This is a genomic window from Flavobacterium sp. LK-23, from assembly GCF_058135255.1.
In genome coordinates this window covers 1-26,075 of sequence record NZ_JBYUVT010000018.1, presented here as the reverse complement: position 1 = coordinate 26,075, position 26,075 = coordinate 1, and the positions used below count along the sequence as shown (strand labels likewise).

The window sequence follows — 26,075 nt, the reverse complement described above, 5'->3', positions numbered from 1 at the left end:
CCCTATTTTCGTTTGTGCTTTTGTGTAAATATTTGATATGAAAAGAATGCTTTTTATAATTTGTCTAGTATTTGTTTTTTCTTGTAATAAAGAAAGCAAAAGAATAACTGTTTCTGAAAATAAGTATAAAAGAGAAGCAGTTTCAGAAAATCCTAGTATTGAAGTTAATTACAATAATTATTATAAAGAAGCAGCATACTATTGTAAAGTCAATAATTTAAATCAAGATAAATTTATTTTGATAGACCTCGGATTGCATTCTGGTTATAAAAGATTTTTTGTTTACGATTTTAAAAAGAAGGAAGTCTCAAAATCGTATATGGTAAGTCACGGCTGCGGCGACAATCAATGGGGAGGAACTTATTCTAAAGATAACGCAAAGATGAGCAACGAATTTGATTCGCATTGTTCTTCGGTTGGAAAATATGTTGTTTTAGATCGTGGTGTAAGCCAGTGGGGAATAAAAGTGAATTATGTTTTACAAGGAAAAGAGAAAAGCAATTTTAATGCGCAAAAACGTGCCATTGTTTTGCATTCATGGGAAGCAGTACCAGATGATGAAGTTTACCCAAAAGGAACTCCAGAAGGCTGGGGCTGTCCAGCTGTTTCAAACGAAAGCATGAAAGAAATTGACGAACTTTTGAAAACGAATAAAAAAGTCCTGATGTGGATTATAAAAACATAAATATATAATCAGCTAAACGCTTATTTTGTAATGGTTAAATAAGTAGGATTAGTAATTGCTTGATCATTAAGCCAAACATTTTTTTTGATAGTAGAATTTTTTGTTCGCGAATATTCAACTTTTACGATGTCTTTGTCGTTTTCATTCCATTGAATATAAGTTTCAGGTAATTTTTCTCCTTTATCGTAATTTAAGAAAACCCTAATTACATAGCGATCTGAATTTTGATAAATCATGAAGAAATTGGGGTAATCTAAGTTTCCTTGATATTGTGGAACTAATTTACCATCTAATAAAAAAAGTATTTTTATTTTACTTTGGTCATAACTGCCAGGATTGCTCGGATTTAATAAATCTTCGTTTTTAGAATTAACAACGCTGAAGTCTATAGCGGCGTCAAGAATATAACCTGCGATAGGTTCTTCTTTAAGAGTGTTTGAATCACAGCTAGTTGAAAATAAGATGATTAATAAAACTCCAATAACTTTTTTTATCTTTTTAAAATTTTAAAATCGATGATAAAAATAGGAAAATAATTATAAAATATTATTTATTGCACTCTAAATTTCTCTCGATATTCAATTGGTTTCATACCGACCATTTTATAAAATACTTTTCTAAAAGCTTTTGGGTCGTTATAGCCGGTTTTTTCGATAATTTCTGAAATCGAAAGTTGGGTTTGTTCTAAGTATTTCTTCGAACTTTCTACTCTGATATTCTGTAAATATTCAATCGGAGGAATTCCTGTCACTTGTTTGAAACGACGAGTCATGTTTCGGGCACTGGTTGGGATATCTTTTGTGATTTCTTCCAGTTTTTCGATAGAATGATACTGATTTTCAATTTTTTGCTGTAAAAGTGCAACTAAGGAATCATTGTGCAAATGATTGGGTCTGAAGGTGCTGAAATAACTTTGTTTGTACCGATTCAAATCGATTGAAAATATTTTAGCAATTTTAACTGCCATTTCGTTACCGCAGAATTTCTGAACCAAAAGAATCAATAAATGAAAAGTTGAGGTAGATCCGCCGCTGGTGTATAAACTTCCGTCTGCTGTCAAGGTTTCTTCGGCTTTTAATTTTACCATCGGAAAAGCTTTGGTAAAAGCGCTGCAAGCGTCAACATGTGTTGTGGCCAATTTTTCGTTCAATAAACCAGAAGCAGCAAACAAAAAAGCTCCAGTGCAAAAACTGGCTAATTCGGCTCCATTTTGATGTTGTTTTTGTAACCACGGAATAAAATTTCTATTCTTTTTAATCATTTCACTCATATTGTCAGTCGTAAAAGCGGGAATCAAAATGAGGTCTAAAATAATATCAGAAGTTTCAATTTCGTTAGAAGTATAACCAAATATCTTTCCTTGATCCGATTGTTCTTTAGATTGAAAAATCATGATTTCGAATGGTTTTTCGATTCCCGAACTTAATTTATTGGTTGTTTCGAATACTTCTAAAATAGCCGCAATACTTAATAATTTATAGTCGTGAGGCACGATTAATCCTAATTTCTTGCTCATGATTTTGATTGTTTTGAAAATTTCACATTCAGACAAAAATAAGCATTTTGTCTTAAATGCCCCTAAAAATGACTTTTATTGGCATTTTAAACTAATCTTAAAAAATTAAATTTGTTTTAATTAATTCGTAATTTTATAAAGATGAAAACAAAAATCTTCTTAAATCTTGCCGTAAAAGATTTGAACAAGGCAGTGTCTTTTTACAACGGACTTGGTTTTTCAACCAATCCGAAATTCACAAACGAAAAAGGAGCTTGCATAGTTATTGACGAAAATATATTTGTAATGATATTGGTAGAAGAGTTTTATAAAACCTTTACTAATAAGCAGATTTGTGATTCTGCTACAACAAGCGAAGTTCTTATTTCGATTTCTCTTGATTCTCGTAAACAAGTAGATGAAATGCTTGAAAAAGCTGTTAAAGCTGGAGGAACAGATTATATTGAAGCAAAAGATTACGGATGGATGTATCAAAGATCTTTCCTTGATCCAGACGGACATCACTGGGAAGTTTTTTATATGGATGAAAGTCAGATTCCAGCTAACATGTAATAATCAATTAACAAATCACAAAAAAAACGATAAAAATGATAACAATAAAAAACACTGTCAACGCATCTCTTGATAAAGTTTGGAATTTTTGGAATACTCCAGAACACATTACAAAATGGAGTTTTGCATCTCCCGATTGGCACACACCTTATGCTGAAGCAGATTTGAGAGAAGGAGGCAAGTTCAAATCGACTATGGCAGCCAAAGACGGAAGCATGAGTTTTGATTTTGGAGGAGAATTTACTTTGGTTAAACCAAACGAAGCGCTTTCGTATGTTCTGGGAGACGGAAGAAAAGTTGAAATTACTTTTACAGAAACTCCAGACGGTGTAGAAATCGTTGAAAGTTTTGATCCAGAAACACAAAATCCAGAAGAAATGCAGCGTGCAGGCTGGCAGGCAATTTTGGATAATTTTAAAAGTTACGTTGAAGCTAATTAAGGTGCAAAGAAATAGAGTGACAAAGGTTGAAATAGAATGCTAAATAATACTTATATGGTTTAAAAGAAATAAATATCTAACCCAACAAAAAAAAACAAAAAATGACAAAACAAATATGGTTGAATCTTCCTGTAAAGGATGTGGCAAAAGCGAAGGACTTTTTCTGGAAAATTGGTTTTTCGTTTAATGAACAGCATGACACGCCAAGTTCGACGTGCATGGTGGTAGGTGAAGGACATTTTGTAGTAATGCTTTTTGAAGAAATGCTTTTTTCAAGCTTTTCTCAAAATAGTATTGCAGATACAAAATTAAGCTCAGAAGTATTGATTTCGATTGATGCAGAAAGCAGGGAAGAAGTAGATGAACTGGCAGAGAAAGTCAAAGAAGCGGGCGGAAACGTTTTTGCTCCTCCTGCCGAAAGTCAGGGGTGGATGTACGGCTGTGGTTTTGCCGATTTGGATGGTCATCGTTGGAATGTTTTATTTATGGATTTTAGCAAATTACCAGGTTAAGATGGAAAAATTAGTATTTAATATCGATATAAAGGCTCCAAAAGAAAAGATTTGGAAAGTCTTATGGGACGATGAAACGTATAGAAAATGGACAAGCGTTTTTGCCGAAGGAAGTTACGCTGAGTCAACTTGGAACGAAGGGGACAAAATTTATTTTTTAGGTCCTGGAGGAGCAGATGGAATGAATAGTCTGATTGAGACCAAAATTCCGAATGAATATATGGCTTTTAAGCATCTTGGCGAAATCAAGGATCATAAAGAAGTACCACCAAATGCAGAAACAGAAAAATGGAGCGGTGCAATGGAAACTTACAGACTGACTCAAAAAGGAGATGTTGTAAATCTTCATGTTGAGGTAGATGTAATTGAAAAACATATTGATTACTTCAAAGATGCGTTTCCAAAGGCGGTGGAATTAATTAAAGAATTGTCTGAGAAGTAAAAGTTAGAATAAAGAGAATAGAATAAAGAGGAGAGATGGAAGGTAGATAATTAACAATTAAAAAGAAATATCATGGCAACAGCAGTCAATCCATATTTAATGTTTAACGGAACATGTGAAGAGGCATTTCTGTTTTATAAATCAGTTTTTGGTGGAGATTTTCCGTATATCGGAAAATATAAAGATGCACCAGCAGAAGAAGGAGAAGTACTTTCTGAGGAAGCTCTAAATAGAATTATGCATGTTTCTCTTCCAATTGGAAATACTATTTTAATGGGAAGTGACAGTCATCCGAGATACGGAGATGTAGGTTTTGGAGATAATTTTTCGATTTCCATTAATGCAGAAAGTAGAGAAGATGCCGATAAAATTTTTAACGGACTTTCGGCTGGAGGAAAAGTAGAAATGCCGATGAACGACACTTTTTGGGGATCTTATTTCGGAATGTTTAAAGATAAATTCGGCATCAATTGGATGGTGAGTTTTGATAAAAATGAAGGAATGAAATAACTTAAAAGTTACGTTATTTTAATAATAAAAGATAATTGTTAAATTACTCGAAAAAGCACATTTATATGTGCTTTTTCTTTTCAAAAAAACAAGGATTATTCTTTTTTATCAACGAGAGATTGCCGATTTTTGTCGCTTCATAATCAAGAAAGAAAAATGGCAGCAGAAGATAAAGAAATAATTTTATTAAAAGTTTCAGGACACGATAAAATTGGGGTTACAGCAGGTTTAACGGCTGTTTTGGCAGCATATGATGCTAATATATTAGATATTGGCCAAGCCGATATTCATGATACGCTTTCTTTAGGAATTTTGTTCGAAATTGCTGCAGGTTCTTCTTCAGCCCCCGTTTTAAAAGATCTTTTGTTTAAAGCATACGAATTGGAAATCAAAGTGAAATTCATTCCGATTTCTATCGAAGATTACGAAACGTGGGTAAAATCACAATCAAAACAACGTTATATCATTAATATTTTGGGTGAGAAACTTGCGGCTTCACAATTGTCTGCAGTAACTCAAATATTGTCAGATCAAAATTTAAATATCGATTCTATTATCCGATTAACTGGAAGAACTTCAATTGTAGAAAAAGAAGAATATCCGCGTTCTTGTATTCAATTGTCTGTAACGGGCGAAATTGTAAATAAGATCATCATGACGGCGAGTTTTATGGAGATTTCTAGAACGTTGAATGTTGATATTTCTTTCCAAGAAGATAATATTTATAGAAGAAACCGTCGTTTGGTTTGCTTCGATATGGATTCGACTTTAATTCAAACCGAAGTAATCGATGAGCTTGCAGAATTGAATGGCGTTGGAGATCAAGTTCGAGCGATTACGGAATCGGCTATGAATGGAGAAATTGATTTCAACGAAAGCTTCAAAAAACGTATGGCTCTTCTTGAGGGTTTAAGCGAAGAAGTTCTACAAAACGTTGCTATTAATTTGCCAATTACACAAGGGGCACATCGTTTAATGAAAGCCTTAAAATACTACGGCTACAAAACCGCAATTCTATCTGGAGGATTTACTTATTTTGGAGAATATCTTCAAAAAGAGCTAGGAATAGATTATGTTCACGCCAATCAATTAGAAATAAAAGACGGTAAACTGACCGGTAAATATTTAGGCGATATCGTAGACGGCCAGAAAAAAGCCGAATATCTAAAAGCAATTGCCGAAAAAGAAGGAATTCACATCAATCAGACCATCGCAGTTGGAGACGGAGCAAACGATTTACCAATGCTAAACTTAGCAGGTTTAGGAATTGCTTTTCACGCCAAACCAAAAGTAAAAGAAAGTGCCTCAACTTCAATCTCAAGTTTAGGTCTTGATGGTGTTTTATACTTATTAGGATATCACGATAGATATATTGATATGATGTAAAGTCTAGTTTGTCATTTCGACCGAAGGGAGAAATCACACTAGCAATTCCACAATCAAAATAAAAAAACAAAACCTCAGTTCTTCATAAAAGAGCTGAGGTTTTTTATATGGGCATGTCCCGCCAGAAAAAGGCGGGTCGGGCTATCCGTTCCAATCTTTTATGCCGAACCCCGGCATAAAAGGATTTCCACTTCTATCCCTCATGCGGGTTTAGTGGAATTAACGTGATTTGTATTTGTTCCATTCCTCATGCAGTAATTTCTCAAGATCATCAAAATTATAATTTAAACTATTAGAAGTAATAGAAAGAGGAGTTCCATACATTCTTAAGTTAGTTTTCATCAATAATCCTTTTAAATGAGAGCTTTTTTCAATAAACTCTTTTGGATTTGAAACATCAATTAATAAAAATTTAGTAGACATTACTTGTTGAATTCTTATCCCTTCGATTTTTGACCAAGCAATTAATCCAACACTGCCATAATGGGAATTGTCAGTAATTCCAATATCACTAATTATTAAGCCTGGTCTTGTGTCAAAGATTTTGAAAAAAATATAAATTAAACATATTCCAAAGAAAGATAATGAGGCAAAACCAGCAATTTTTATAAATTCAATATTTCTACATACATGCGAAATATACTGTTCTGGGTTTATAACAAATTGAATTCCTAATGCCACGAAGATTGCGGCGCCTATAAAAGCTAAAGCCATTTTTCTTTTGCTTAATCCAATTCTAGTTTCACTTATTTTATTCACGAGATTCTAATTCCTTTTTTATCTCTTTTAAATTCTTAATATTCAAAAAAAGAATAGGCAACAAAGCAATCGGAATAATATTCATGGCGCTAAAACCTTTCATGAAAACAATGAATAGATTAAGAACGAAAAGCATAAAAAGCACAACACAGAATATAGTATTCACAGTTTTTAATGTCTTCTGATTTTTAATCAGTTCTTCAGTAGTCATATCGCTGAATTTGGTATCCTTCATTTTGTATAATTTTTATTTAAGAAAATTAAATAGTTATTTGGAATGACTGATTTTTAAAACTTTTGCATTCCTAGCATCAATTATAATTAGAAATGTTCCGCCCTGTTCTCCCCACATTAACGTTCCGTTAATAACATAATGATTATAAATTAGATTTACTTCATAAGGTTTTTGATGTTTAATTTCATCTTCTCCATAAATATTAAAAAGAATAGGCTCTGCGATTTTGATTGCAGTTTGATTATCCTTGATGAGTAATTTTTTGTTATCCACAAAATTGCCCTTCCTTGGATTTTCAAGAGCATCTTTTAATTCAAATTCAGCCTGATCACTTCCAAACTTTGAATGAGAACAGCAACTGAAAATAAGAATTAAAAGAAGAGCAATTAGAATTTTAACCTCAATTTCTCTTTTAGATAAAAATTTCTTGATCAAATGAGTTAGATATAAATTAGCACATTTCTTTTAACTGCTCCAAATAATCTCTCTGATTCGATAATCTAGGAATCTTATGTTGGCCTCCCAATTTATCTCTTTCTTTCAGCCAATCATAAAAAAGGTTTTCTCTGGCAACATTTATTACCAAAGGATTTAAAGTCATGTTGTTGTAACGTTTTGCTTCGTAATCTGAGTTTAAAGTCTGCAACGTTTCGTCTAAAACTTTTTGGAAAAGACCAACATCAGCAGGATGTTTCTTAAATTCAATCATCCATTCGTGAGCGCCTTTTTCTTTATCTTGCATAAAAATAGGAGCTACTGTATAATCGATAACTTCAGTTTGGGTTACCTGACAAGCTTTTGCAATAGCCTGATCAGTATTTTCTACCATTAATTCTTCCCCAAAAACATTAATATGATGTTTGGTTCTTCCCGTAACTCTAATTCTGTACGGATTTAAAGAAGTAAAACGAACCGTATCTCCAATCAAATAACGCCACAAACCAGAATTGGTAGTAATTACAATGGCGTAATTTTTATTCAATTCTACATCGGCCAGGCGAACTACTTTTTGGTTTGGAGTTCCAAAAGTATCCATCGGAATAAATTCGTAGAAAATTCCATAATCCAACATCAATAATAAATCACTTGAGTTATTTAAATCCTGAATAGCAAAGAACCCTTCAGAAGCGTTGTAGATTTCATAATATTTAAAATCTTTGCTTGGTAAAATTTTCTTGTATTGTTCTTTGTACGGAGAAAAACTTACTCCGCCATGAAAATAGACTTCAAGATTCGGCCAAATTTCCAATAAACTCTGTTTGCCAGTATTTTCTAAAACTTTATTCATTAAAACCAGCATCCAAGAAGGAACTCCAGCAAAACTGGTTACGTTTTCATTTTTAGTTTCGTTGATAATCGCAGCCATTTTAGTTTCCCATTCGCTCATTAACGAAGTTTTACTGCTAGGCGTACTACTAAATTCAGCCCAAATAGGCATGTTTTCAATCAAAATTGCCGATAAATCGCCAAAGAAAGTGTTGTTGTTTTCGTAAATCTGAGAACTTCCACCCAAACGAAGGCTTTTTCCTAAAAACAATTCAGAATCTTCATTATTATTCAAATAAAGACACAAAAGGTCTTTACTTCCTTTATAATGACAATCTTCCAAAGCTTCGTTACTTACTGGAATAAATTTACTTTTTGCATTTGTGGTTCCGCTAGATTTGGCAAACCATTTAATTGGGGTTTCCCAAAACACATTTTGCTCGCCTAAACGTGTACGTTCGATTAGCGGTTGTAATTCTTCATAAGTGGCAATTGGAACTCTTTCTGCAAAGGTTTGATAAGAGTTAATACTCGAAAAATCATATTGTTTTCCAATAACCGTATTTTCAGATGCCGTCAATAAGTTGTGCAATAATTCTTCCTGAACTTCATTTGGGTATTTTAAAAAAAGCTCTATTTGATGAATCCTTTGTTTAAGGACCCAAGATGCAAACGAATTGATAATAGATAAAGGCATGAATCTGTTTTTTAGTTAGCTAATTTTAGGTTTTAAATCTTACAATCTCTGTAAAACAAAAAACTTAAAATTTGAATATCGATAGACAAATAGTAACTTTGTCTTCATATCAAAAATAATATTTTTTTGTAATAAACAATTCGATTTAAGGTAAAGATTCTACCTGATAAGTCGAATTTTAACACAAAAAATTTTAAATCTTTTGAGAAGTCTAAATCAGCAATTATAAATAAAAAATACGAATGCAATATCAAGGTGTACTCACAAAAATGCAAACCGAACTTGGAAGTCCAATTCAATATTATTTGGTTTTCGAAGATAGTTTCTTAAATGTTAATCAATTATTAGATAAAGAAATTGAAATCAATTTTGTGGGCTGTCAATGCTTAAATTGCGGTAAAAAGAAAAAAATATACCGACAAGGCTTCTGCTACGAGTGTTTTTATTCAAGCCCTGCAGTAGGAGATTGGATTATGAGACCAGAATTGAGCACAGCGCATTTAGGAATTGCAGATAGAGATTTAGAATACGAATCAAAAGCGCAATTGCAACCGCACGTTGTGTATTTGGCTTCGGCTTGCGAAATAAAAGTTGGAGTGACGCGCAAATCGCAAGTTCCAACTCGTTGGATCGATCAAGGCGCTTCTCAAGCGATTGCCATTGTTGAGGTTCCGAACCGATATTTGGCAGGAATAACAGAAGTAGCACTAAAAGACCATTATACAGACAAAACCAATTGGAGAAAAATGTTGCAAAATTCTGTTGAAAGTTTTGATTTAATTGCAGAAAAAGCAAAAATTGAAAGTTTAATTCCAACAGAAGTTAGAGATTATTTTTATGCTGAAAAAAATGATGTTTACGAACTTCAGTATCCCGTTTTGAGTTATCCTGCTAAAGTGAACAGTTTAAATCTTGATAAAACACCTTCTTTCAGCGGAAAATTAACTGGAATTAAAGGACAATATTTACTATTTGAGAACGGTACAGTTTTTAATATTCGTGGTTCGGAAGGGTATGTGGTTTCAATAAATGTCTAGGTTTTTTACGGACTTGTCGATATTTATTGCATAATCGTCTATTAATTTGTTAATTACGTGATAATTTATTGTAATTTTAGCTCAATTCCAAAACACAAAAAGATGTAAATGATGATACATTTGATTACAATTTTGTAACAAATGCTTATTGGAAGAATTTATTTTTAGATAATAAAAGAAGGTAGATTTGAGACTGCCACTATTTCTAAAATTTAATTAAGATTTTATAATCAATAAATTATTCCATAAATGAGTGTTTTAAGCAAAATAAACGTACACAGACGTAGCATAATGAGGAATCTGACTAAGAATGTTGGAAAGACAAGTATGCAGGACGATTTTATTTTGGTCGATAAGAGCGAGATCAAAAAAGTTCTGATCTGTAGGCCAAATGGAAGATTAGGAAACCTTTTGTTAATTACTCCACTTGTTCAGGAAGTGTCTGAAATGTTTCCAAATTGTAAAATTGATTTATTTGTAAAAGGAACGTTGGCTCCAATTATTTTTGAAAAATACGATACTGTTGATAAAATAATTCATCTGCCTAAAAAACCATTTAAAAGCTTGCTGGCCTATTCAAAAGTCTGGATTTCACTAAAGAGAACACCATATGACTTAGCGATTAATGTAGATCAAAACTCTTCTTCTGGACGATTAGCAGTTCAATTTTCAAATGCTAAATACAAGTTTTTTGGAGACTCGAATGAAGAAGAAACAGAACATAAAAGTGATTTTGAACATATTGCAAAATATCCTGTTTATAATTTCCGCAATTATCTTTCAAAATTGAGATTACCAACAAATAGCAATAAAATAATTGCTCCTTTAGAACTTAAATTATCAGCTTCTGAAATTGCAGAAGGAAGAAAGATATTAAGCGAACTAACGAATAACGATAAAAAGACGATTTGTATTTTTACCTATGCAACAGGAACAAAATGTTTGTCGGAGGAATGGTGGGAAAAATTTTATTCTCAACTTACTTCAGAGTATAAAGACTATAATATTATTGAGATTTTGCCTGTAGAGAATGTGTCGCAAATTGGATTTAAGGCACCCACATTTTACAGTAAAAATATTCGAGAAATAGGATCTGTTATTGCAAATGCAGATTTGTTTATTGGTGCTGATAGCGGAATTATGCATTTATCAAGTTCGGTACATACCCCAACTATTGGATTGTTTTCTGTATCTAATTTGAAAAAATATGAACCGTATGACAATTGTAGTATCGGAATAGATGTTAATCTCTACACCAAAAAACAATACATAAAAACAATAAATTCAATTTTGAATAACGGTAGATTAAATTTTTATTCAAGAGCAATATAATAACAAAAAAATCCTGTTCATTCGAACAGGATTTTTTTTTAAAAGATGCTAAGTTTCTAAGATACTGAGGTTGTAAGTTTTTTAAGCTTTAGATAAACTCAGTATTTTAACCTTAGCATCTTAGAATCTTTTTTATGGATTCTTCTTCTTAAACAATCCATTCAATAAATCACTCGCTTTTTTAGTTACTTCCTGAGTTTTTTGCTCTTTTTCAGTTTTAGCTGCTTGAGTTGTATCTTTCGCTTTAGTATTTTTATTGATTAAATCTGTAAGTGCAGTAGTTCCTTTTTGAGTCAGTTTTTCTTTTTGCTGATTAACCAATTGTGTAGTCAAATTGCTTACAGCAGTTTTCATATCTGTACTAATCTTAGGATTTGAAAAATTCCCAGTCAAAGAAGCATTGATTGGAATATTATCCAGTTTTGCAGCATCTGCAGGAGACATTTTTGCGATTAAGTTGTTAGCCTCTGTTCCTAAATACTTAGCAGGAACATCAAATTTTAGAGTATAATTCATAGTTTGATCGAAACCATGAGTTCCTCCAACCGTTACTTTAATATCTTGGTATTTAATATCGAATGGTTTTACATTTACTTTTCCGTTGTCAAAAGTTAAAGCAGCTTTAATGTCATTCAGATTCACTTTATTTAAATCAAGAAACTTAACATTAGAACTTAATGCAGTAAGTAAAGTAGAGTTACTCGAGTTTACTGTAGTAGATAGTAATTGGCCAATTAAATCTCCTGAAATTGATTTAAGATCTGGAGTCAATTCTTTGGCATCCAAATTACCGTTCAATTTGATAGTCGAATTTAATTTTCCGTTAATGATTCCCGCAATTGGAGCGATTTTTTTCATCATATCCAACTGTGTAAAAGTCTGTGCAATATCAACTTGATTGAAACCTAAGTTCATATCAAACGTAGGTACTTTTTCTTTTGTAGAAACAGCTCCGTTAAGACCAATTGATCCTCCGAAGATATTTGTTTTAAAGTTTTGAAGAGTTGCTTTCTCGTCTTTAATAATTAATGTTCCAGCAACATCCTGAAGTTTTAAATTATCGTATAAAACGGTTGTCGCTTTAGCATTTAAAGTACAGTTTAAGAAAGCCGGAATCTTCATCGCTTCCGCTGGTTTCGCTTCTGTTTTTGCAGTTGCAGGTTCGCCAGAAGTCATAAAATCATCAACAGCCAATTGTTTTGAGCTCATGTTGAAATTTCCTCTTAGTTCTTGTTTTTTAAACATAAAACCGTAGAAATTTTCTAGAACTCCGTTAATGCTAATATCACTTTTTCCAGTTGTAGCATCAAATTGTTTTAAGTTGATTCTGCTCGGATTAAATTCGACCAACGCTGTACTGATGTTCATTGCTTTATTGTTTTCATCAGTATATTTAAACCCTGACAAACTCATTGTACCCGCATTTTTTATGTTTTGATATTGACTTTTTTCTACAGAAGCCATATCAAAATTTGTTGTAACGTCAGCTTTTAAAATACCTGCCAAAGGCTTATCCATTTTAATTGGATAGGCTTTCGAAAGATTAGCTAGGTTGATTGTTCCTTTTAAAGCTGCATCTACAATTGGATTTACCGTTATGTTTTTAATATTCGCTTTAGCGCTAAAAACATCCTGGTCAATTCTGAAAGATAACTTATCTAAATTAACGTAAGTATCATTTAAGATTCCGGTTTCATTAATGATTTTCGTGTCAATTACAATATTCTGAACTGATTTTGGAAGGTTTGGATATTGGAAAGAAGAGTTGTTTGATGCAATTTTGATATTAAATTTAGGAACTGTCGTATCTGTCAATTCACCCTTTGCAAAACCATTTACAGTAAAATCTCCAGTCGTTTTTACACCTTCTAAACTAGATGCGTATGCTGAAGGAATTAAACCTAAGAAGTTAGTAAACGATGAAGTAGGCGTTTTGAATTTCAAATCGTAAATCTGAGCTTTTTCAGTCATTTGAATAAATCCATCAAACTCTAAAGGCAGTTGGTTGATTAAAGCTTTATTTTCTTTGAAAGTATATTTGCTCTTCTCTAAATCAATTCCAAGAACGGCGTCTAAAGTCAGTTTCACATTTTTCATGTAATTCATTTTATCCATGTCCAATGAAACTTTTGCAGTAGATTTTGTTGTCAAATCTAATTTTGAATTGGTAAAATCTCCAGTTCCTTCATGGTTTAAACTGTCAATTACCATTTTAATTTTAGAACCTTGATCGATGTATCTAAAAGTAAAATTCTCAATCTTATAGTTTTGAATTTTAAGCGCAAGTGGTTTGCTTGCTTCATCTTTTTTATCTTCTTTTTTGTCTTTTAAGGCAATATCGAAGTTTCCGACACCATCTTTATTGAAAATAATGTTTATTAATCCGTTTGTAGAACTGATTCCCTGAATGCTTAAAGGTTCATCTTTTCCTTTGAAAAGTTCTTTAACGCTCATTTTTAAATTTAATTCTCCTAAAGAAACCAATGTGTCTCCTTCAAAAGGAGCTTTGTTGATGATCACTAATTTCTCGATTCCAACCGTTGCATTTGGAAAATTTTTAAATAGACTTAAATCCGCATCTTTAAAACTTACTTTGGCATCAACACTTTCGTTAATTGCCTCGACGATTTTAGATTTGATCTGGTCTTTAAATAAAAACGGAATGGCAAATAGCGCAGCAACAAATACCACAATAACTATGGCACTTATTTTTAAAACTTTTTTTAGCATATATTAATAGATTTGAGGGTTAACATTTTAAAATCGACTCTTGCAAAAATAGTTTTTTTTACTACAGTTTGCAGATAAAGTTTTCTTAAAAAAGTAAGAATTTTATTAAAATTGTTAAATAAAAAAAATCCGTTGAGAACTATTTTCAAAACGGATTTTTAAGTGAATTTATTTTATTATTTCTGAATAAATGAAACTATCTTCTCAACTAAGACTTCCGAAATAGGAAGTGTTTCATTGTTGTAGGTGGCTAAATTGGCTTCCTGATTACCTTCAACAATTTTCATAATATGATTCATTTTATCAATAATCTGCAAATCTGCATTTTTGTTGGCTTGTTTTAAATTCTCTGCATCTTTTACTGCAATTTGAATGTCATTATTTCCTTGTACTAGTAAAACAGGAATAGTAAGTTTTTGTATTTCGGTCTGCGGATTGTATTTAAACCACGAAATCAAATAGGGTTGAATGCTTGGCCTGAAAAGAGAATTCAGCATTGGATCAATTTTTTTAACCTGAAATCCATTTTTTAAACTATCGATAATCGGAAAAGTCATATCGTTTAACTGTTTCATTGATTTGGCGCCAATTTGTGTTTTTAGAATTTGATCTGCTGGTTCGCCCGCGCCCGCAATAGAAACAAATTTGTCTGCTTTTGCACTGGCAACCATACCAATTAAAGAGCCTTCACTATGACCAATGATGATTATTTTAGAAAAACGCTTATCTTGTTTCAAGTAATTAATCCAGCTTTTGGCATCTTGAATATAATTTTCGAAAACTAGACTGCCTTCAGATCCGCCTGCTGCCTTACTTTCTCCTATAGCTCTTTTGTCATATCGCAAAGATGCAATTCCGTTTTTAGCCAAAGCTTCTGCCAGCATTTTTAACGAATTGTTTTTCATCATCGAATTATTCCCGTTTCTGTCTGTTGGGCCAGAGCCTGCAATGATTAAAGCAACCGGAAATTTTTTAGTTAAATCTGGAGTTGTCAGCGTACCAAAAATCTGGTCGTTGTTAATCTTTAATATAGCCGGTGTTTCTTTAAACGTGATTTCTTTTTTGTCTTGAGCATTTATGAAACTCCAAAACAAAACCGTTAAAAAAAGAATTACTTTATTCATCTTTTAATTGAATTAATAAATATTGATTCCGTAAGGCAATATCGTTTGCACTCCTTTTTGTTTTTGAAATTTCTTAACCTGCTCGATAAGAAGATAGTTTTCTTCACCGATTTCTTCTTTTATGAAAGCTTCTTTCGATCTTGCAAAAGGAAGATTTGAAAGTAAATCGTTAAGTGTTTTTTCGTATTCAGGATAATTCTGAGTGCTGTATTTTTTTACTTTAGCAATTTTAGCTGCTTCAGCAATGGCATCATTCAGTCCGCCAATTTTATCCACCAAACCAATTTTTAAAGCTTCAGTTCCCGACCAAACTCGACCTTGCGCAATTGAGTCGACTTGTGCAAAAGTCATTTTTCGGCCTTCGGCAACATGAGTTACAAAAGTGTTGTATACTTTTTCAACCCCTTCTAAAGTAAAAGCTTTGAATTTTTCATCAACAGGCACAAACGGACTATAATTTGCTGAGTTTTCATGCGTTTTAACTTGTTCAGAATTGATTCCTAATTTGTTTGCCAATGGACTAAAGTTTGGCAGTATTCCGAAAACTCCAATAGATCCTGTAATGGTATTGTTTTCAGCAAAAATTGTATTGGCGTTACAAGCGATATAATAACCGCCAGAAGCCGCATAATTACCCATAGAAACCACAACAGGTTTAACTTTTTTAGTAATTTCAATTTCCCTCCAGATTAAATCAGAAGTTAGTGCACTTCCGCCCGGACTGTCAATTCTAAGGACAATTGCTTTTACATCATCATTTTTTCTCGCTTCTTGCAAAGATCGGCGCATAGAACCTTCTCCAATTGTATTTACATCTCCTTCACCGCTTCCAATTTCGCCTTGAGCGTAAATAATCGCAATCTGATCGCTTGAAGTATCTGCTAAAGCAGTTGTTACATGATTTTGAGTGTAATCTGAGATTGAAATTTTGTTGTAATCTTCATCTTTGTCTACTTTTAGAACTTTTCTAATGGCATCGTGATAAACATCTTCGTAAGCAATAATATCTACTAAATGCTGCTGTTTTGCCATTTCTGGAGTTCTAGCCAAAAGACCATTTGCAATTTCGTTTAATTTTGGTAACGGAATATTTCTGCTTTTTGAAATATCTGTCGAAACTATACTCCAAATAGAGTTTAAAAGAGCAGTAATCTGCTCTCTATTGGCATCGCTCATTTTATTGTCTAAGAAAGGTTCAACGGCACTTTTGTATTTTCCGTGACGAATTACCTCCATATGAATTCCAGATTTATCTTGAAAATCTTTGAAAAACATAACTTCAGAAGAAAGCCCTTTAAAATCTAAATCTCCAGCTGGATTTAGATAAATGGTATTGGCAACAGAGTTTAAGTAATATTCTTTTTGAGAATACGTATTGGCATAAGCCCAGACAAATTTTCCAGATTTTTTGAAGCTTTCAAGAGCATTTCTTAAATCTTTATATTGTGCAAGTCCAAGAGACGATTCATCATTTAAGATCGAAATTCCTTTGATGTTATCGTCTTTTTTTGCCGCTTCAATAGCGTTAATTACATCGGTCAAACCAATGCCTTTTTGTTCAGAAAAACGAGTTACCCATGGATCTTTATATTTTCCTGCGTAATCGTTTTTAATTTCTTTTAAATTTAATTCAATAACCGAATTAGATTTAGCAGAGACACTGTCGTCACCGCCAAAAACAACTCCGATAAAGATTACTCCAAAAAAGAAGAGCATAATAAAAACAAAAATACCAATAACTGTGGCAATTACATTTCCTAAAAACTTCATATGTATATTTTTTTAATAAGTAGCAAAAAAGGGCAAAATGTTACAAACTAGACATCTAAATTTAGGATTGTATTTGAGACGTCGTTTCACAAATATATTGGTTAATTCTAAAATAGTTTTAGTTAATTTGCATTAATTATGAAATTACAGCATCAAGTCGTTTTATCGATAGGCAGCAACCAAGGCAGCAGACTAGAAAACATTCAAAATTGTATTGATTTAATACATCAAAATGTGGGAACTGTTATCGAGGTTTCAAAACTTTACGAAACTCCTGCATGGGGGTTTGAAAGTGATGCTTTTTATAATTGTGCACTTCTTTTGCACACCAACTCCTCTGCTCAAAAAGTATTAAATCAAATTTTAAAAGTCGAAAAAGAACTAGGGAGGATCCGCTTGAATCAAGAAGGGTATCAGTCTAGAATTATTGATGTTGATTTGATTGCTTTTGATAACGAAATAATCGATACCGAAAAACTTCAAGTTCCGCATCCGCTAATGCAGAACAGGAATTTTGTTTTACTTCCGATGCAGGATTTAAAGTTAAGTTGGAAACATCCGATTTTGCAAAAAACAATTCCCGAATTGATTGCCGTAACTCCAGACGATAGTGTTTGTACAGTTGTGCAGAATCTGAAAAGTCCGATTGCAAAAATTCCTTTGAATCAATTTAATTATGTTGCTTTTGAAGGAAATATTGGGGCAGGAAAAACTACTTTGGTGCATAAAATAGCCGAAGATTTTAACGGAAAAACTGTTTTAGAACGATTTGCAGATAATCCGTTTTTGCCCAAATTTTATAAAGATCAAAATAGATATGCGTTTCCTTTAGAAATGTCTTTTCTAGCGGACCGTTATCAGCAATTGGCCGATGATTTGGCGCAATTTGATTTGTTTAAAGATTTTATAGTGGCCGATTATCATATTTTTAAATCTTTGATTTTTGCGAAAATAACGCTTGCCGAAGATGAATATCGTTTGTATAGAAATCTGTTTGATATTATTTATAAAGAAATGCCAAAGCCAGATTTGTATGTTTACCTGTATCAGAATACAGAGCGACTTCTTCAAAACATAAAAAAACGCGGACGTATTTATGAGCAGAATATTGAAGGATCCTATTTAGACAAAATCAATAATGGGTATTTGGAATATATAAAATCTCAAACCGATTTGAACGTTTTAATCATTGATGTTTCAGACCGAGATTTTGTAAAAAAACACGAAGATTATCTTTATATATTAAATGAAATTAAGAAGAAGCTTAATTAATTGAGATAATGAGATAATGTGTCAATTAGATAATTTTGTAGAGATGTTTTTTTTAAAATTATCTAATTGACATATTCTCTCATTAAAAACTATCTCTTCAAAGTAAAATGTCCTCTTAAAATCGGCATTGAATCATCTACTTTTAAAGCATACCAATAATCTGAAGCAGGAAGCGGAACTTGATTTAGAGTACCATCCCAAGTCATTTTGAAGCGGCTTAACTGTGCTATTAATTTTCCGTAGCGGTCAAAAATCGTAACGACCGCCTGAGGATAATTTTCCATTCCGGTTACTTCCCAAACATCGTTGTAAGTATCGTTGTTTGGTGTAAAAAATGGAGGAAAAACAAGCACTACAAATTGTTTGGTATTTTGCCCACAGCCACTTTTTTCTCGTGCATACGCAGTTTGTAATCCTCCAGGAACATCGTAGAAAATAGTAGAATCTTGAAAATTGACACCATCTACAGAATATTCATAATAATCTTCTGCTTTTACAGGGTAGATAATAGCTCTTGTTCCTTCAACATCAACTCGCGCAATTTGCGGAATTTTATGTTCTTCGACTATAATTGTTTTTGTACTCGTACAATTTTCAGGAGAAGGACTTGTAACGGCTACTGTGTATGTTCCGCCAGTACTAACAGTAGTAGTTTGAGTTGTAGCTCCATTTGACCACAAATAACTCATTCCAGAAATTCCAGCATCTAATGTTATGGTTTTAAATTCGCATAATGACAAAGTTTCATCATTAACAGCTGGGGGTGTGTAAATCTCTATGTTTATTGGAGTTCTAGTTGGATTTATGCATCCGCTATTTGATGCTTCGGCATAATAAGTGGTATTGGATGAAATTGTTGGAGTGGTAAAAGTTGTTCCAACATAAAGACTTGTTCCTCCAGTTGCTGAAGTATACCAATTTATGGAACCAATATTTGAAGTTGCTTTAATAGTCAAAGTTCCTGGGCCACAATTGGTATAGGTGTCTCGTTCTGCAATAGGAGTCGAAGGAGTTATATTTACAGTTGCAGTTATTGATTTTCGGTTTAATTCGCAACCTGCATCAACATAATAAATGGTAGTTGTACTTATTATTGGAGTGGTGTAGGTAGTTCCGGTTCCTAATAAATTTCCTCCTGTAGCGGCATCGTACCAGTTAATCGTACCGGCATTTGCGGTTGCAGTTAAAGTAAAACTTCCTGAGTTGCAAACGGGACTCAGATTACTAGCTGGTGTTGCCACAGGAATGGTGATTTTGGTACTGGTTGCAATCTGTAAAGGAGTTTCGCCCGGCATTCCGCCATATTCTACCACATATCCTTTTGGCTGATAATCGCCAGAGGTATCTCCTGCATTTGATAAGTCGTTCCAAGAGCCTCGTATTCCTACACCAGGCTGTGTAATGTGAGCATAATCTTCATCGCCTTGTTGGTTGGGTTCATTTGTGTTCCAAAAAGCATAATTTGGTGTTGATCCGTTTGCGTTTCCATTCCAAAAAATAGTTCCTGCTTCAGGACCCGTAACCCATTTCCAGACTCCTTCAGTTTCGGCATCGCTGCCTCCAATCCATCCCGTTCCAGAAGCTTGTTCGCCAATTAGTTTTGCTTCATCAGCAGATAAAATAGTGGCTAAATAACCTTGAAGACCATAATAAGTTCGAGCCGCTGCCGCATCTCTTGCCGCTGTCCATGTTATTCCGATACTTGGAACATATTCGTAATAATGTTGTGTAGAGGGTAAATAATTTGCTTTACCCATTGTGATAGAAAATGTCCTGATTCCAGAAGCTGTTGCAGAAGAATTTGTAAAGGCAACATCTTTAATAGCGGCAACAAAATCGGAATATAAAACATCGGCTCCAGTGGTAGTGCTAGATAATGTTAGTTTTCCTGCCACAGGATCCCAACTTGTGGTAATGTTAGAATGAGCTGTAGGATTTAAAAGTACAAGTTTATCAAAACCGCTAGAATATCCAGAAGAAATTTGAATGTAAATGGCTTCGGTTCCAGTTTCAGAAGGATCATTTGTTATGGTTACGTCTGTTACAATTTTTATAGTGCTTTGAGGACAGTATAATTGATCGCCAGTAGCTTTAATTACTGGCGGAGCCACAGCCGAAAATTTACTGCAATTGTTAGAGTAAGTAGCCGAATTGTCTTTGTAAGCAGCCCAATTGGCATTAGAATAATTTGCGTTGTCTACTTGAATGCAGTTAAGGCTTGGGTTGGAGACAAAACTTAAATTATTAAGTAGAGTATTGTTTCCGTTTTTTAAATTCAAAGAAGTTAATGAATTACTATTGCAGACAAAGCTGGTTAACTCAGGATTTTTAGAAACATCTAAAGAAGTTAATAATGTGTTAGAACAATATAACTGTGTTAGTTTGGGGTTTTTAGAAGTATCAATATTGGGAATCTTTGTCGAACTAAAAGATAATGTTGCTAAATCGCTATTATTTGTAACATCTAGATTGGATATTGGATTACTACCAATGTATAAATGGATTAATCTTAAATGCCTTGTTACATCGATGCTAGTTAGTTGATTATTGCCAGCATCTAAAACAAATAACTGAAGATTTTTAGAAATGTCCAATGCACTTATTTTATTGTTATTTAAAGTTAAAGTTTTTAATATGGAGTTATTGCTGACATCTAAACTTGTAAGCTGATTGATATCGCAGGATATGCCTTGAATAATAGTATTTTGACTAACATCTAGAGTGGTTAATTTATTGAAACTGCAATTTAAATTATCAAGATTTATGTTTTTACTGATATTAAGATTTGTTAATTCGTTGTAATTGCAGGATAAACCGATTAATGCTGTATTGTTTGATAAATCTATATCTGTTAATTTGTTTCTGTCGAAAGATAAATGTTTTAATGCTATGTTTTGGGTTACATCTAGATTTGTAAGATTGTTGCCGCCGCAATTAAAAATGGCTAAAAGGTTATTGTTAGATATGTTGATGCTATTTAATTTGTTTCCATTTAAATGTAGTTCAGTCAGATTGATGTTTTTTGATAAATCAAGACTGGTTAGATTGTTGAAATTGCAGCTTAGAAGCTTTAGCTTTGTGTTTTTGGTGATATTTAAATAGCTGATTTTGTTATTCCTATCAGGATCATTATTAATTGCACCTAAGTCTAAATATTCCAGATTTGTAAAGTTTTCTATTCCGGTTAGATCTGAAATATTTTTTCCTTGTAGCACTAATGTCTTCAGATTAATAATATTTGCAGTCAGAACTTGACCATCAATAGTGCTATCAATATTTAAATCGATTAAAGCTTGTTCAAAATTAGAATCGGGAATTGAAGTATATTGTTGTGCAGATCCAATAAAACTGGACAGCAGTAAAATGAATAAAAAAGATGCTTTTAAGAAATGATTATTTTTCATTTTATAAAAGTATCAATTTTATAATAATAAAAAAATATATTTACATTTCTAACATTTTAAAGCTTAAAAATATTGTAAAATCACACTTTTTTAATAAAAATGGATTGTTTTTATTCTGGCCAATTCATTTTTTGAAATAAATCCCAAACGACAATTCCGGCACTTACAGAAATATTTAGAGAGTGTTTGGTTCCAAGTTGAGGAATTTCAATACATCCGTCGCAGATTGCTACGGCTTCTTGCGAAACGCCATAAACTTCATTTCCAAAAACTAAAGCATATTTCTGGTCTTTTTCAATTTTAAAATCTTGAAGAAATATCGAACTTTCAACCTGCTCAATTGCCATTGTAAGAACATTTTCTTTCTTTAAGTTTTCGATAACTTCCAAAACATTTTCATGATGTTCCCAAGCAACAGTTTCGGTTGCGCCAAGTGCAGTTTTATGGATTTCCTTATTTGGAGGAGTTGCGGTGATTCCGCATAAGATTATTTTTTCAATCAAAAACGCATCAGCAGTTCTAAAAACAGAACCAATATTGTGTAGGCTTCTAATATCGTCTAAAACTAATATTAAAGGTGTTTTCTCCGATTTTTTAAAATCTTCAATAGATTTACGATCTAGTTCGCTGTTTTCGAGTTTTCTCATTGTTTTTGAATTGTAGTCATAAAAAAAGCTTCCAAAGATAAGGAAGCTTTTTGATTATTTTAAATGTTTTTCAGATTAGCTTTTTACTGGATCTGGTAAAACAGTACCTTTAATAGTAAGGATTTTTGTAGGTTGTCCTTCTGCGTTAGAAGTTACAGTTACAGTTTTTGTAAAAGCACCAACTCTATCAGTAGCATATTTTACACCAATAACACCTTTAGCTCCTGGAGCGATTGGTTCTTTTGGAGTAGTTGGAACAGTACATCCGCAAGATCCTGTAGTGTTAGTAATGATTAATGGCTTAGTTCCGTTGTTTACAAAAACGAATTCACGTTTTCCATCAGCATTGTGAGCGATAGTTCCGTAATCAATAGTTTCAGTTTCGAAAGCCATTCCAGCTCCTTCAACTTTAGCAACTTTAGCCGCTTTAGCTTTTTTAGTTGTTTGTGCATTAGTAGCCGTAATACCAGCTACAGCTAACATAGCGAATAAGATTATTTTTTTCATCTTTAAGGGTCTTTTTTAATGATAAACAAAGCTATGTAAAAATCTTATACTACAACCTAAAAAAATCTTAAAATATTTTAATTTTTGAAGCTTTTCATATGCGGCTAAAAAAGCATAAATTCGCTGTCTTAATTTTTTCATTTAAAAACATTACAATTTGGCAGCTAAAGAGAAAGTGGTGAAGGAAACACCTTTAATGAAACAGTACAACGAAATCAAGGCTAAATATCCTGATGCATGTCTGCTTTTCAGAGTAGGAGATTTTTATGAAACCTTTGGAGAAGACGCCATTAGAGCTTCTAAGATTTTAGGAATAACATTAACAAAAAGAGGTGCAGGATCTGATACAGAAACGGCGCTTGCGGGGTTTCCACATCATTCTGTTAATACTTATTTGCCAAAATTGGTAAAAGCTGGACTTCGTGTTGCAATCTGCGATCAGCTGGAAGATCCAAAAATGACCAAAACCATTGTAAAAAGAGGGGTGACAGAATTGGTAACTCCTGGAGTTTCTTTGAACGATGAGGTTTTACAATCGAAATCAAACAACTTTTTGGCATCTGTTTATTTTGCTAATAAAAATATCGGAATTTCATTTTTAGATGTTTCAACTGGAGAGTTTTTAACGGCTCAAGGAAATGCAGAATATATTGACAAATTGTTGCAGAACTTTAACCCAAGCGAGGTTTTGGTTGCAAAGAGTAATAAGAATGATTTTAAAACTGCTTTTGGAGAAGATTTTCATAGTTTCTACCTAGAAGATTGGATTTATAAAGAAGATTATGCTTTAGAAACTTTAACAAAGCATTTTCAGACCAATTCGTTAAAAGGATTTGGTGTTGAAGAATTAAAAGAAGGAATTATTGCTTCTGGAGCAATTTTATATTATTTATCCGAGACGCAGCATAATCGTGTGCAACATATTACGGCAATTCAGCGTATTGCGGAAGATGCTTACGTGTGGATGGATCGCTTTACCATTCGAAACTTAGAATTGTATCATAGTTATAATCCAAATGCAGTTACGCTTTTGGACGTTATCGATAAAACGCTTTCTCCAATGGGAGGTCGTTTGTTGAAACGTTGGTTGGCATTGCCTTTAAAAGACGCTAATAAAATAAAAGGACGACATGAAGTAGTAGCGTATTTAAAGTCAAATCCTGAAATTCTGCATAATATCCAATATCAGATTAAACAGATTTCAGATTTAGAGCGTTTGATTTCTAAAATTGCTGCAGGAAAAGTTTCGCCAAGAGAAATTGTGTATTTAAAGGAATCTTTAGATGCCATTATTCCGATTAAAACTCTTGCACTGGAAAGTCCGCAAGAAGCGGTGAAAGTTATCGGAGACAGTTTACATGCTTGTGATTTGCTTCGCGAAAAAATTAAAACGACATTAAACCAAGATGCGCCAGTTGCAATTTCAAAAGGAAATGCGATTGCGGCAGGGATAAATGAAGAACTGGATGAATTGCGTGCGATTTCAACTTCGGGAAAAGAATTTTTAGAAGGAATTGAAAAAAGAGAATCGGAAAGAACAGGAATTTCTTCATTGAAAATTTCTTTTAACAATGTTTTCGGGTACTATATTGAAGTTAGAAATACGCACAAAGATAAAGTTCCAGAAGAATGGATTCGTAAACAGACTTTGGTAAATGCAGAGCGTTATATTACCGAAGAATTGAAAGAATATGAAACCAAAATTTTAGGAGCAGAAGAAAAGATCTATAAAATAGAAAGTGAGCTTTTTGAGCAATTAGTAGCTTGGATTTCGACTTATATCAAACCAGTTCAAATGAACGCGTATTTGGTTGCGCAATTGGATTGTTTGTGTTCGTTTACACAAATGGCTGTCGAAAACCAATACGTGCAGCCTGAAATCGATGATACATTCGAATTGGATATCAAAAACGGAAGACACCCTGTAATCGAAAAGCAATTGCCAGTTGGAACGCCTTATATTGCCAATGATGTTTTCTTAGACAGAGAAACACAGCAGATTATTATGATTACCGGACCTAACATGTCAGGTAAGTCGGCTATTTTAAGGCAAACGGCTCTAATTGTGCTTTTGGCTCAAATGGGAAGTTTTGTTCCTGCTGATAGTGTTAGAATGGGAATTGTCGATAAGATCTTTACCAGAGTAGGAGCTTCAGATAATATCTCTATGGGAGAATCTACTTTTATGGTCGAAATGAACGAAACGGCTTCGATCTTGAATAATATTTCGGATAGAAGTTTAGTGCTGTTAGATGAGATTGGAAGAGGAACAAGTACCTACGACGGAATCTCGATTGCTTGGGCAATTGCTGAATTCTTGCACGAGCATCCAGGAAGAGCAAAAACGCTTTTTGCAACGCATTATCATGAGCTGAATGAAATGACAGAATCGATGCCAAGAATCCAGAATTTTAATGTGGCGGTGAAAGAATTAAAAGATACCGTTCTTTTTGTTAGAAAGCTCGTAAAAGGAGGGAGCGCGCATAGTTTCGGAATTCACGTTGCAAAAATGGCTGGAATGCCTCAGCTGGTTATTTCGAAAGCACAAAAGCTTTTAAAGAAATTAGAAAAGAACCATTCAAGTGATGCTTTAAACGGAATAAAATCTGCTAATGATGAAATGCAGATGAGTTTCTTTAATCTGGATGATCCTTTGTTGGAAGAGATAAAAGAGGAAATTTTGAGTCTCGACATTAATGCAATTACACCAGTAGAAGCATTGATGAAACTGAATGAGATTAAAAGAATGCTGGTTAAAAAATAAAATCTAAAAATTTTCAATTTTAAAGTTTAGGTTATCAGAATGTTATAAAATAAGTGGATTTTTTTTTGAAAAAACGCTTGTGTAATTGAATAAATGTCCTAAATTTGCACTCGCAATACGAAACAAAACAGGTGTTGCAGTTCTTAAATAGAATTTGAAAATGCGAAAATAGCTCAGTTGGTAGAGCGCGACCTTGCCAAGGTCGAGGTCGCGGGTTCGAGCCCCGTTTTTCGCTCAAAAACCATACAATGCTCGGATGGTGAAATTGGTAGACACGCTGGACTTAAAATCCAGTGAACAGCAATGTTCGTGCGGGTTCAAGTCCCGCTCTGAGTACTAAAGCCTCTTCTTTTGAAGAGGCTTTTTTTATTTGCAGACTTGCAGATAATAAATTTACGCAGTAAATTTATTAGAATCTCAGAATCTCAGAATCTCAGAATCTCAGAATCTCAGAATCTCAGAATCTCAGAATCTCAGAATCTCAGAAT

The 26,075-nt window shown here is 33.2% G+C and carries 23 protein-coding genes and 2 tRNA genes; 13 read left to right on the top strand and 12 right to left on the bottom strand.

All coding sequences use genetic code 11. The features are described 5' to 3' along the window. Positions 1-46 precede the first annotated feature (46 nt). Positions 47-685 carry a murein L,D-transpeptidase catalytic domain-containing protein gene (locus AC3Y25_RS20165; RefSeq protein WP_489903972.1) on the top strand — a complete coding sequence of 213 codons (639 nt, stop codon included), beginning with the start codon at positions 47-49 and terminating at the stop codon, positions 683-685. 20 nt (positions 686-705) lie between these two features. On the opposite strand, the gene AC3Y25_RS20160 is transcribed toward AC3Y25_RS20165, so the two are convergent. Together AC3Y25_RS20160 and AC3Y25_RS20155 are read right to left on the bottom strand one after the other, a co-directional pair. Continuing rightward, the gene (locus AC3Y25_RS20160; protein WP_489903971.1) at positions 706-921 is read right to left on the bottom strand and encodes a hypothetical protein; all 216 of its coding nucleotides are present in this window, start codon (positions 919-921) and stop codon (positions 706-708) included. A 314-nt stretch (positions 922-1,235) separates the two neighbouring features. Then, positions 1,236-2,201: a GlxA family transcriptional regulator gene (locus AC3Y25_RS20155; RefSeq protein WP_489903970.1), complete on the bottom strand. Its 966-nt coding sequence runs from the start codon at positions 2,199-2,201 to the stop codon at positions 1,236-1,238. Between the two features lie 141 nt (positions 2,202-2,342). Between AC3Y25_RS20155 and AC3Y25_RS20150 the strand changes: the two genes are divergently transcribed. The 6 genes from AC3Y25_RS20150 to serB all read left to right on the top strand — a co-directional run bounded on the left by AC3Y25_RS20150 (position 2,343) and on the right by serB (position 6,043). After that, on the top strand, positions 2,343-2,753 hold the full coding sequence (locus AC3Y25_RS20150) for a VOC family protein (protein ID WP_489903969.1): 411 nt from the start codon (positions 2,343-2,345) through the stop codon (positions 2,751-2,753). 35 nt (positions 2,754-2,788) lie between these two features. After that, the gene (locus AC3Y25_RS20145) at positions 2,789-3,193 is read left to right on the top strand and encodes an SRPBCC family protein (RefSeq protein WP_379796177.1); all 405 of its coding nucleotides are present in this window, start codon (positions 2,789-2,791) and stop codon (positions 3,191-3,193) included. Positions 3,194-3,294: 101 nt separating this feature from the next. Beyond that, positions 3,295-3,705 carry a VOC family protein gene (locus tag AC3Y25_RS20140; RefSeq protein ID WP_489903968.1) on the top strand — a complete coding sequence of 137 codons (411 nt, stop codon included), beginning with the start codon at positions 3,295-3,297 and terminating at the stop codon, positions 3,703-3,705. Position 3,706: 1 nt separating this feature from the next. Further along, positions 3,707-4,147, top strand: a complete 441-nt coding sequence (locus AC3Y25_RS20135) for an SRPBCC domain-containing protein (protein WP_489903967.1) — start codon at positions 3,707-3,709, stop codon at positions 4,145-4,147. A gap of 72 nt (positions 4,148-4,219) precedes the next feature. Continuing rightward, entirely contained in the window at positions 4,220-4,657 is a 438-nt protein-coding gene (locus tag AC3Y25_RS20130) for a VOC family protein (RefSeq protein WP_250834084.1), read from the top strand. Between the two features lie 156 nt (positions 4,658-4,813). After that, positions 4,814-6,043, top strand: a complete 1,230-nt coding sequence (serB, locus tag AC3Y25_RS20125; protein WP_489903966.1) for a phosphoserine phosphatase SerB — start codon at positions 4,814-4,816, stop codon at positions 6,041-6,043. A 219-nt stretch (positions 6,044-6,262) separates the two neighbouring features. On the opposite strand, the gene AC3Y25_RS20120 is transcribed toward serB, so the two are convergent. Genes AC3Y25_RS20120 through AC3Y25_RS20105 form a run of 4 tightly spaced genes read right to left on the bottom strand, consistent with a single transcriptional unit; the run spans position 6,263 to position 9,000 of the window. After that, complete coding sequence (locus tag AC3Y25_RS20120) at positions 6,263-6,802, bottom strand: STM3941 family protein (protein ID WP_379796188.1); 540 nt, start codon at positions 6,800-6,802, stop codon at positions 6,263-6,265. Further along, complete coding sequence (locus AC3Y25_RS20115) at positions 6,795-7,037, bottom strand: redox-active disulfide protein 2 (protein ID WP_379796190.1); 243 nt, start codon at positions 7,035-7,037, stop codon at positions 6,795-6,797. Before AC3Y25_RS20115 ends, AC3Y25_RS20120 begins: the two co-directional genes overlap by 8 nt. 33 nt (positions 7,038-7,070) lie before the next feature. Continuing rightward, positions 7,071-7,472, bottom strand: coding sequence for an NTF2 fold immunity protein (locus AC3Y25_RS20110; protein ID WP_379796192.1), 402 nt, complete (start codon positions 7,470-7,472; stop codon positions 7,071-7,073). Positions 7,473-7,488: 16 nt separating this feature from the next. Then, positions 7,489-9,000 (bottom strand): GH3 auxin-responsive promoter family protein, encoded by a 1,512-nt coding sequence (locus AC3Y25_RS20105; RefSeq protein ID WP_250834078.1) that lies wholly within the window; start codon positions 8,998-9,000, stop codon positions 7,489-7,491. A gap of 242 nt (positions 9,001-9,242) precedes the next feature. Between AC3Y25_RS20105 and AC3Y25_RS20100 the strand changes: the two genes are divergently transcribed. Both AC3Y25_RS20100 and AC3Y25_RS20095 read left to right on the top strand, forming a co-directional pair. Beyond that, positions 9,243-10,037: a DUF2797 domain-containing protein gene (locus tag AC3Y25_RS20100; RefSeq protein ID WP_489903965.1), complete on the top strand. Its 795-nt coding sequence runs from the start codon at positions 9,243-9,245 to the stop codon at positions 10,035-10,037. 249 nt (positions 10,038-10,286) lie between these two features. Continuing rightward, on the top strand, positions 10,287-11,369 hold the full coding sequence (locus AC3Y25_RS20095) for a glycosyltransferase family 9 protein (protein WP_489903964.1): 1,083 nt from the start codon (positions 10,287-10,289) through the stop codon (positions 11,367-11,369). Positions 11,370-11,501: 132 nt separating this feature from the next. Here AC3Y25_RS20095 and AC3Y25_RS20090 read toward each other — a convergent pair whose 3' ends face one another. The 3 genes from AC3Y25_RS20090 to sppA all read right to left on the bottom strand — a co-directional run bounded on the left by AC3Y25_RS20090 (position 11,502) and on the right by sppA (position 16,993). Next, a complete protein-coding gene (locus AC3Y25_RS20090; protein WP_489903963.1) occupies positions 11,502-14,099 on the bottom strand; it encodes an AsmA family protein in 2,598 nt (865 codons plus the stop codon). Positions 14,100-14,275: 176 nt separating this feature from the next. Beyond that, positions 14,276-15,223 (bottom strand): alpha/beta hydrolase family protein, encoded by a 948-nt coding sequence (locus tag AC3Y25_RS20085; protein ID WP_489903962.1) that lies wholly within the window; start codon positions 15,221-15,223, stop codon positions 14,276-14,278. 12 nt (positions 15,224-15,235) lie between these two features. After that, positions 15,236-16,993, bottom strand: coding sequence for a signal peptide peptidase SppA (sppA, locus tag AC3Y25_RS20080; RefSeq protein ID WP_489903961.1), 1,758 nt, complete (start codon positions 16,991-16,993; stop codon positions 15,236-15,238). Between the two features lie 138 nt (positions 16,994-17,131). On the opposite strand from sppA, the gene folK reads away from it, so the two are divergent. Continuing rightward, positions 17,132-18,265: a 2-amino-4-hydroxy-6-hydroxymethyldihydropteridine diphosphokinase gene (gene folK, locus AC3Y25_RS20075; protein ID WP_489903960.1), complete on the top strand. Its 1,134-nt coding sequence runs from the start codon at positions 17,132-17,134 to the stop codon at positions 18,263-18,265. 89 nt (positions 18,266-18,354) lie between these two features. Here the strand turns inward: folK and AC3Y25_RS20070 are convergent, their stop codons facing one another. The 3 genes from AC3Y25_RS20070 to AC3Y25_RS20060 all read right to left on the bottom strand — a co-directional run bounded on the left by AC3Y25_RS20070 (position 18,355) and on the right by AC3Y25_RS20060 (position 22,823). Continuing rightward, positions 18,355-21,669: an Ig-like domain-containing protein gene (locus AC3Y25_RS20070; protein WP_489903959.1), complete on the bottom strand. Its 3,315-nt coding sequence runs from the start codon at positions 21,667-21,669 to the stop codon at positions 18,355-18,357. A 110-nt stretch (positions 21,670-21,779) separates the two neighbouring features. After that, the gene (locus AC3Y25_RS20065) at positions 21,780-22,316 is read right to left on the bottom strand and encodes an RNA methyltransferase (protein ID WP_489903958.1); all 537 of its coding nucleotides are present in this window, start codon (positions 22,314-22,316) and stop codon (positions 21,780-21,782) included. 75 nt (positions 22,317-22,391) lie between these two features. Next, entirely contained in the window at positions 22,392-22,823 is a 432-nt protein-coding gene (locus AC3Y25_RS20060; protein ID WP_095927851.1) for a DUF1573 domain-containing protein, read from the bottom strand. A gap of 157 nt (positions 22,824-22,980) precedes the next feature. On the opposite strand from AC3Y25_RS20060, the gene mutS reads away from it, so the two are divergent. The 3 genes from mutS (at position 22,981) to AC3Y25_RS20045 (ending at position 25,923) form a co-directional block, all read left to right on the top strand. Continuing rightward, positions 22,981-25,587 carry a DNA mismatch repair protein MutS gene (gene mutS, locus AC3Y25_RS20055; RefSeq protein WP_489903957.1) on the top strand — a complete coding sequence of 869 codons (2,607 nt, stop codon included), beginning with the start codon at positions 22,981-22,983 and terminating at the stop codon, positions 25,585-25,587. A 162-nt stretch (positions 25,588-25,749) separates the two neighbouring features. Continuing rightward, positions 25,750-25,822: transfer RNA gene (locus AC3Y25_RS20050), tRNA-Gly, on the top strand. A gap of 15 nt (positions 25,823-25,837) precedes the next feature. Continuing rightward, positions 25,838-25,923, top strand: a tRNA-Leu gene (locus AC3Y25_RS20045). Positions 25,924-26,075: the final 152 nt, after the last annotated feature.

What these genes read in the sequence shown, in the direction of transcription:
- AC3Y25_RS20070 (WP_489903959.1), bottom strand. Translation starts at nt 21,669, where the DNA reads ATGAAAAATAATCATTTCTTAAAAGCATCTTTTTTATTCATTTTACTG.
- AC3Y25_RS20160 (WP_489903971.1), bottom strand. Translation starts at nt 921, where the DNA reads ATGATTTATCAAAATTCAGATCGCTATGTAATTAGGGTTTTCTTAAAT.
- folK (WP_489903960.1), top strand. Translation starts at nt 17,132, where the DNA reads ATGAAATTACAGCATCAAGTCGTTTTATCGATAGGCAGCAACCAAGGC.
- serB (WP_489903966.1), top strand. Translation starts at nt 4,814, where the DNA reads ATGGCAGCAGAAGATAAAGAAATAATTTTATTAAAAGTTTCAGGACAC.
- AC3Y25_RS20065 (WP_489903958.1), bottom strand. Translation starts at nt 22,316, where the DNA reads ATGAGAAAACTCGAAAACAGCGAACTAGATCGTAAATCTATTGAAGAT.
- AC3Y25_RS20085 (WP_489903962.1), bottom strand. Translation starts at nt 15,223, where the DNA reads ATGAATAAAGTAATTCTTTTTTTAACGGTTTTGTTTTGGAGTTTCATA.
- AC3Y25_RS20155 (WP_489903970.1), bottom strand. Translation starts at nt 2,201, where the DNA reads ATGAGCAAGAAATTAGGATTAATCGTGCCTCACGACTATAAATTATTA.
- AC3Y25_RS20060 (WP_095927851.1), bottom strand. Translation starts at nt 22,823, where the DNA reads ATGAAAAAAATAATCTTATTCGCTATGTTAGCTGTAGCTGGTATTACG.
- AC3Y25_RS20140 (WP_489903968.1), top strand. Translation starts at nt 3,295, where the DNA reads ATGACAAAACAAATATGGTTGAATCTTCCTGTAAAGGATGTGGCAAAA.
- AC3Y25_RS20115 (WP_379796190.1), bottom strand. Translation starts at nt 7,037, where the DNA reads ATGAAGGATACCAAATTCAGCGATATGACTACTGAAGAACTGATTAAA.
- AC3Y25_RS20165 (WP_489903972.1), top strand. Translation starts at nt 47, where the DNA reads ATGCTTTTTATAATTTGTCTAGTATTTGTTTTTTCTTGTAATAAAGAA.
- AC3Y25_RS20130 (WP_250834084.1), top strand. Translation starts at nt 4,220, where the DNA reads ATGGCAACAGCAGTCAATCCATATTTAATGTTTAACGGAACATGTGAA.
- AC3Y25_RS20135 (WP_489903967.1), top strand. Translation starts at nt 3,707, where the DNA reads ATGGAAAAATTAGTATTTAATATCGATATAAAGGCTCCAAAAGAAAAG.
- AC3Y25_RS20090 (WP_489903963.1), bottom strand. Translation starts at nt 14,099, where the DNA reads ATGCTAAAAAAAGTTTTAAAAATAAGTGCCATAGTTATTGTGGTATTT.
- AC3Y25_RS20100 (WP_489903965.1), top strand. Translation starts at nt 9,243, where the DNA reads ATGCAATATCAAGGTGTACTCACAAAAATGCAAACCGAACTTGGAAGT.
- AC3Y25_RS20145 (WP_379796177.1), top strand. Translation starts at nt 2,789, where the DNA reads ATGATAACAATAAAAAACACTGTCAACGCATCTCTTGATAAAGTTTGG.
- sppA (WP_489903961.1), bottom strand. Translation starts at nt 16,993, where the DNA reads ATGAAGTTTTTAGGAAATGTAATTGCCACAGTTATTGGTATTTTTGTT.
- AC3Y25_RS20105 (WP_250834078.1), bottom strand. Translation starts at nt 9,000, where the DNA reads ATGCCTTTATCTATTATCAATTCGTTTGCATCTTGGGTCCTTAAACAA.
- AC3Y25_RS20095 (WP_489903964.1), top strand. Translation starts at nt 10,287, where the DNA reads ATGAGTGTTTTAAGCAAAATAAACGTACACAGACGTAGCATAATGAGG.
- AC3Y25_RS20150 (WP_489903969.1), top strand. Translation starts at nt 2,343, where the DNA reads ATGAAAACAAAAATCTTCTTAAATCTTGCCGTAAAAGATTTGAACAAG.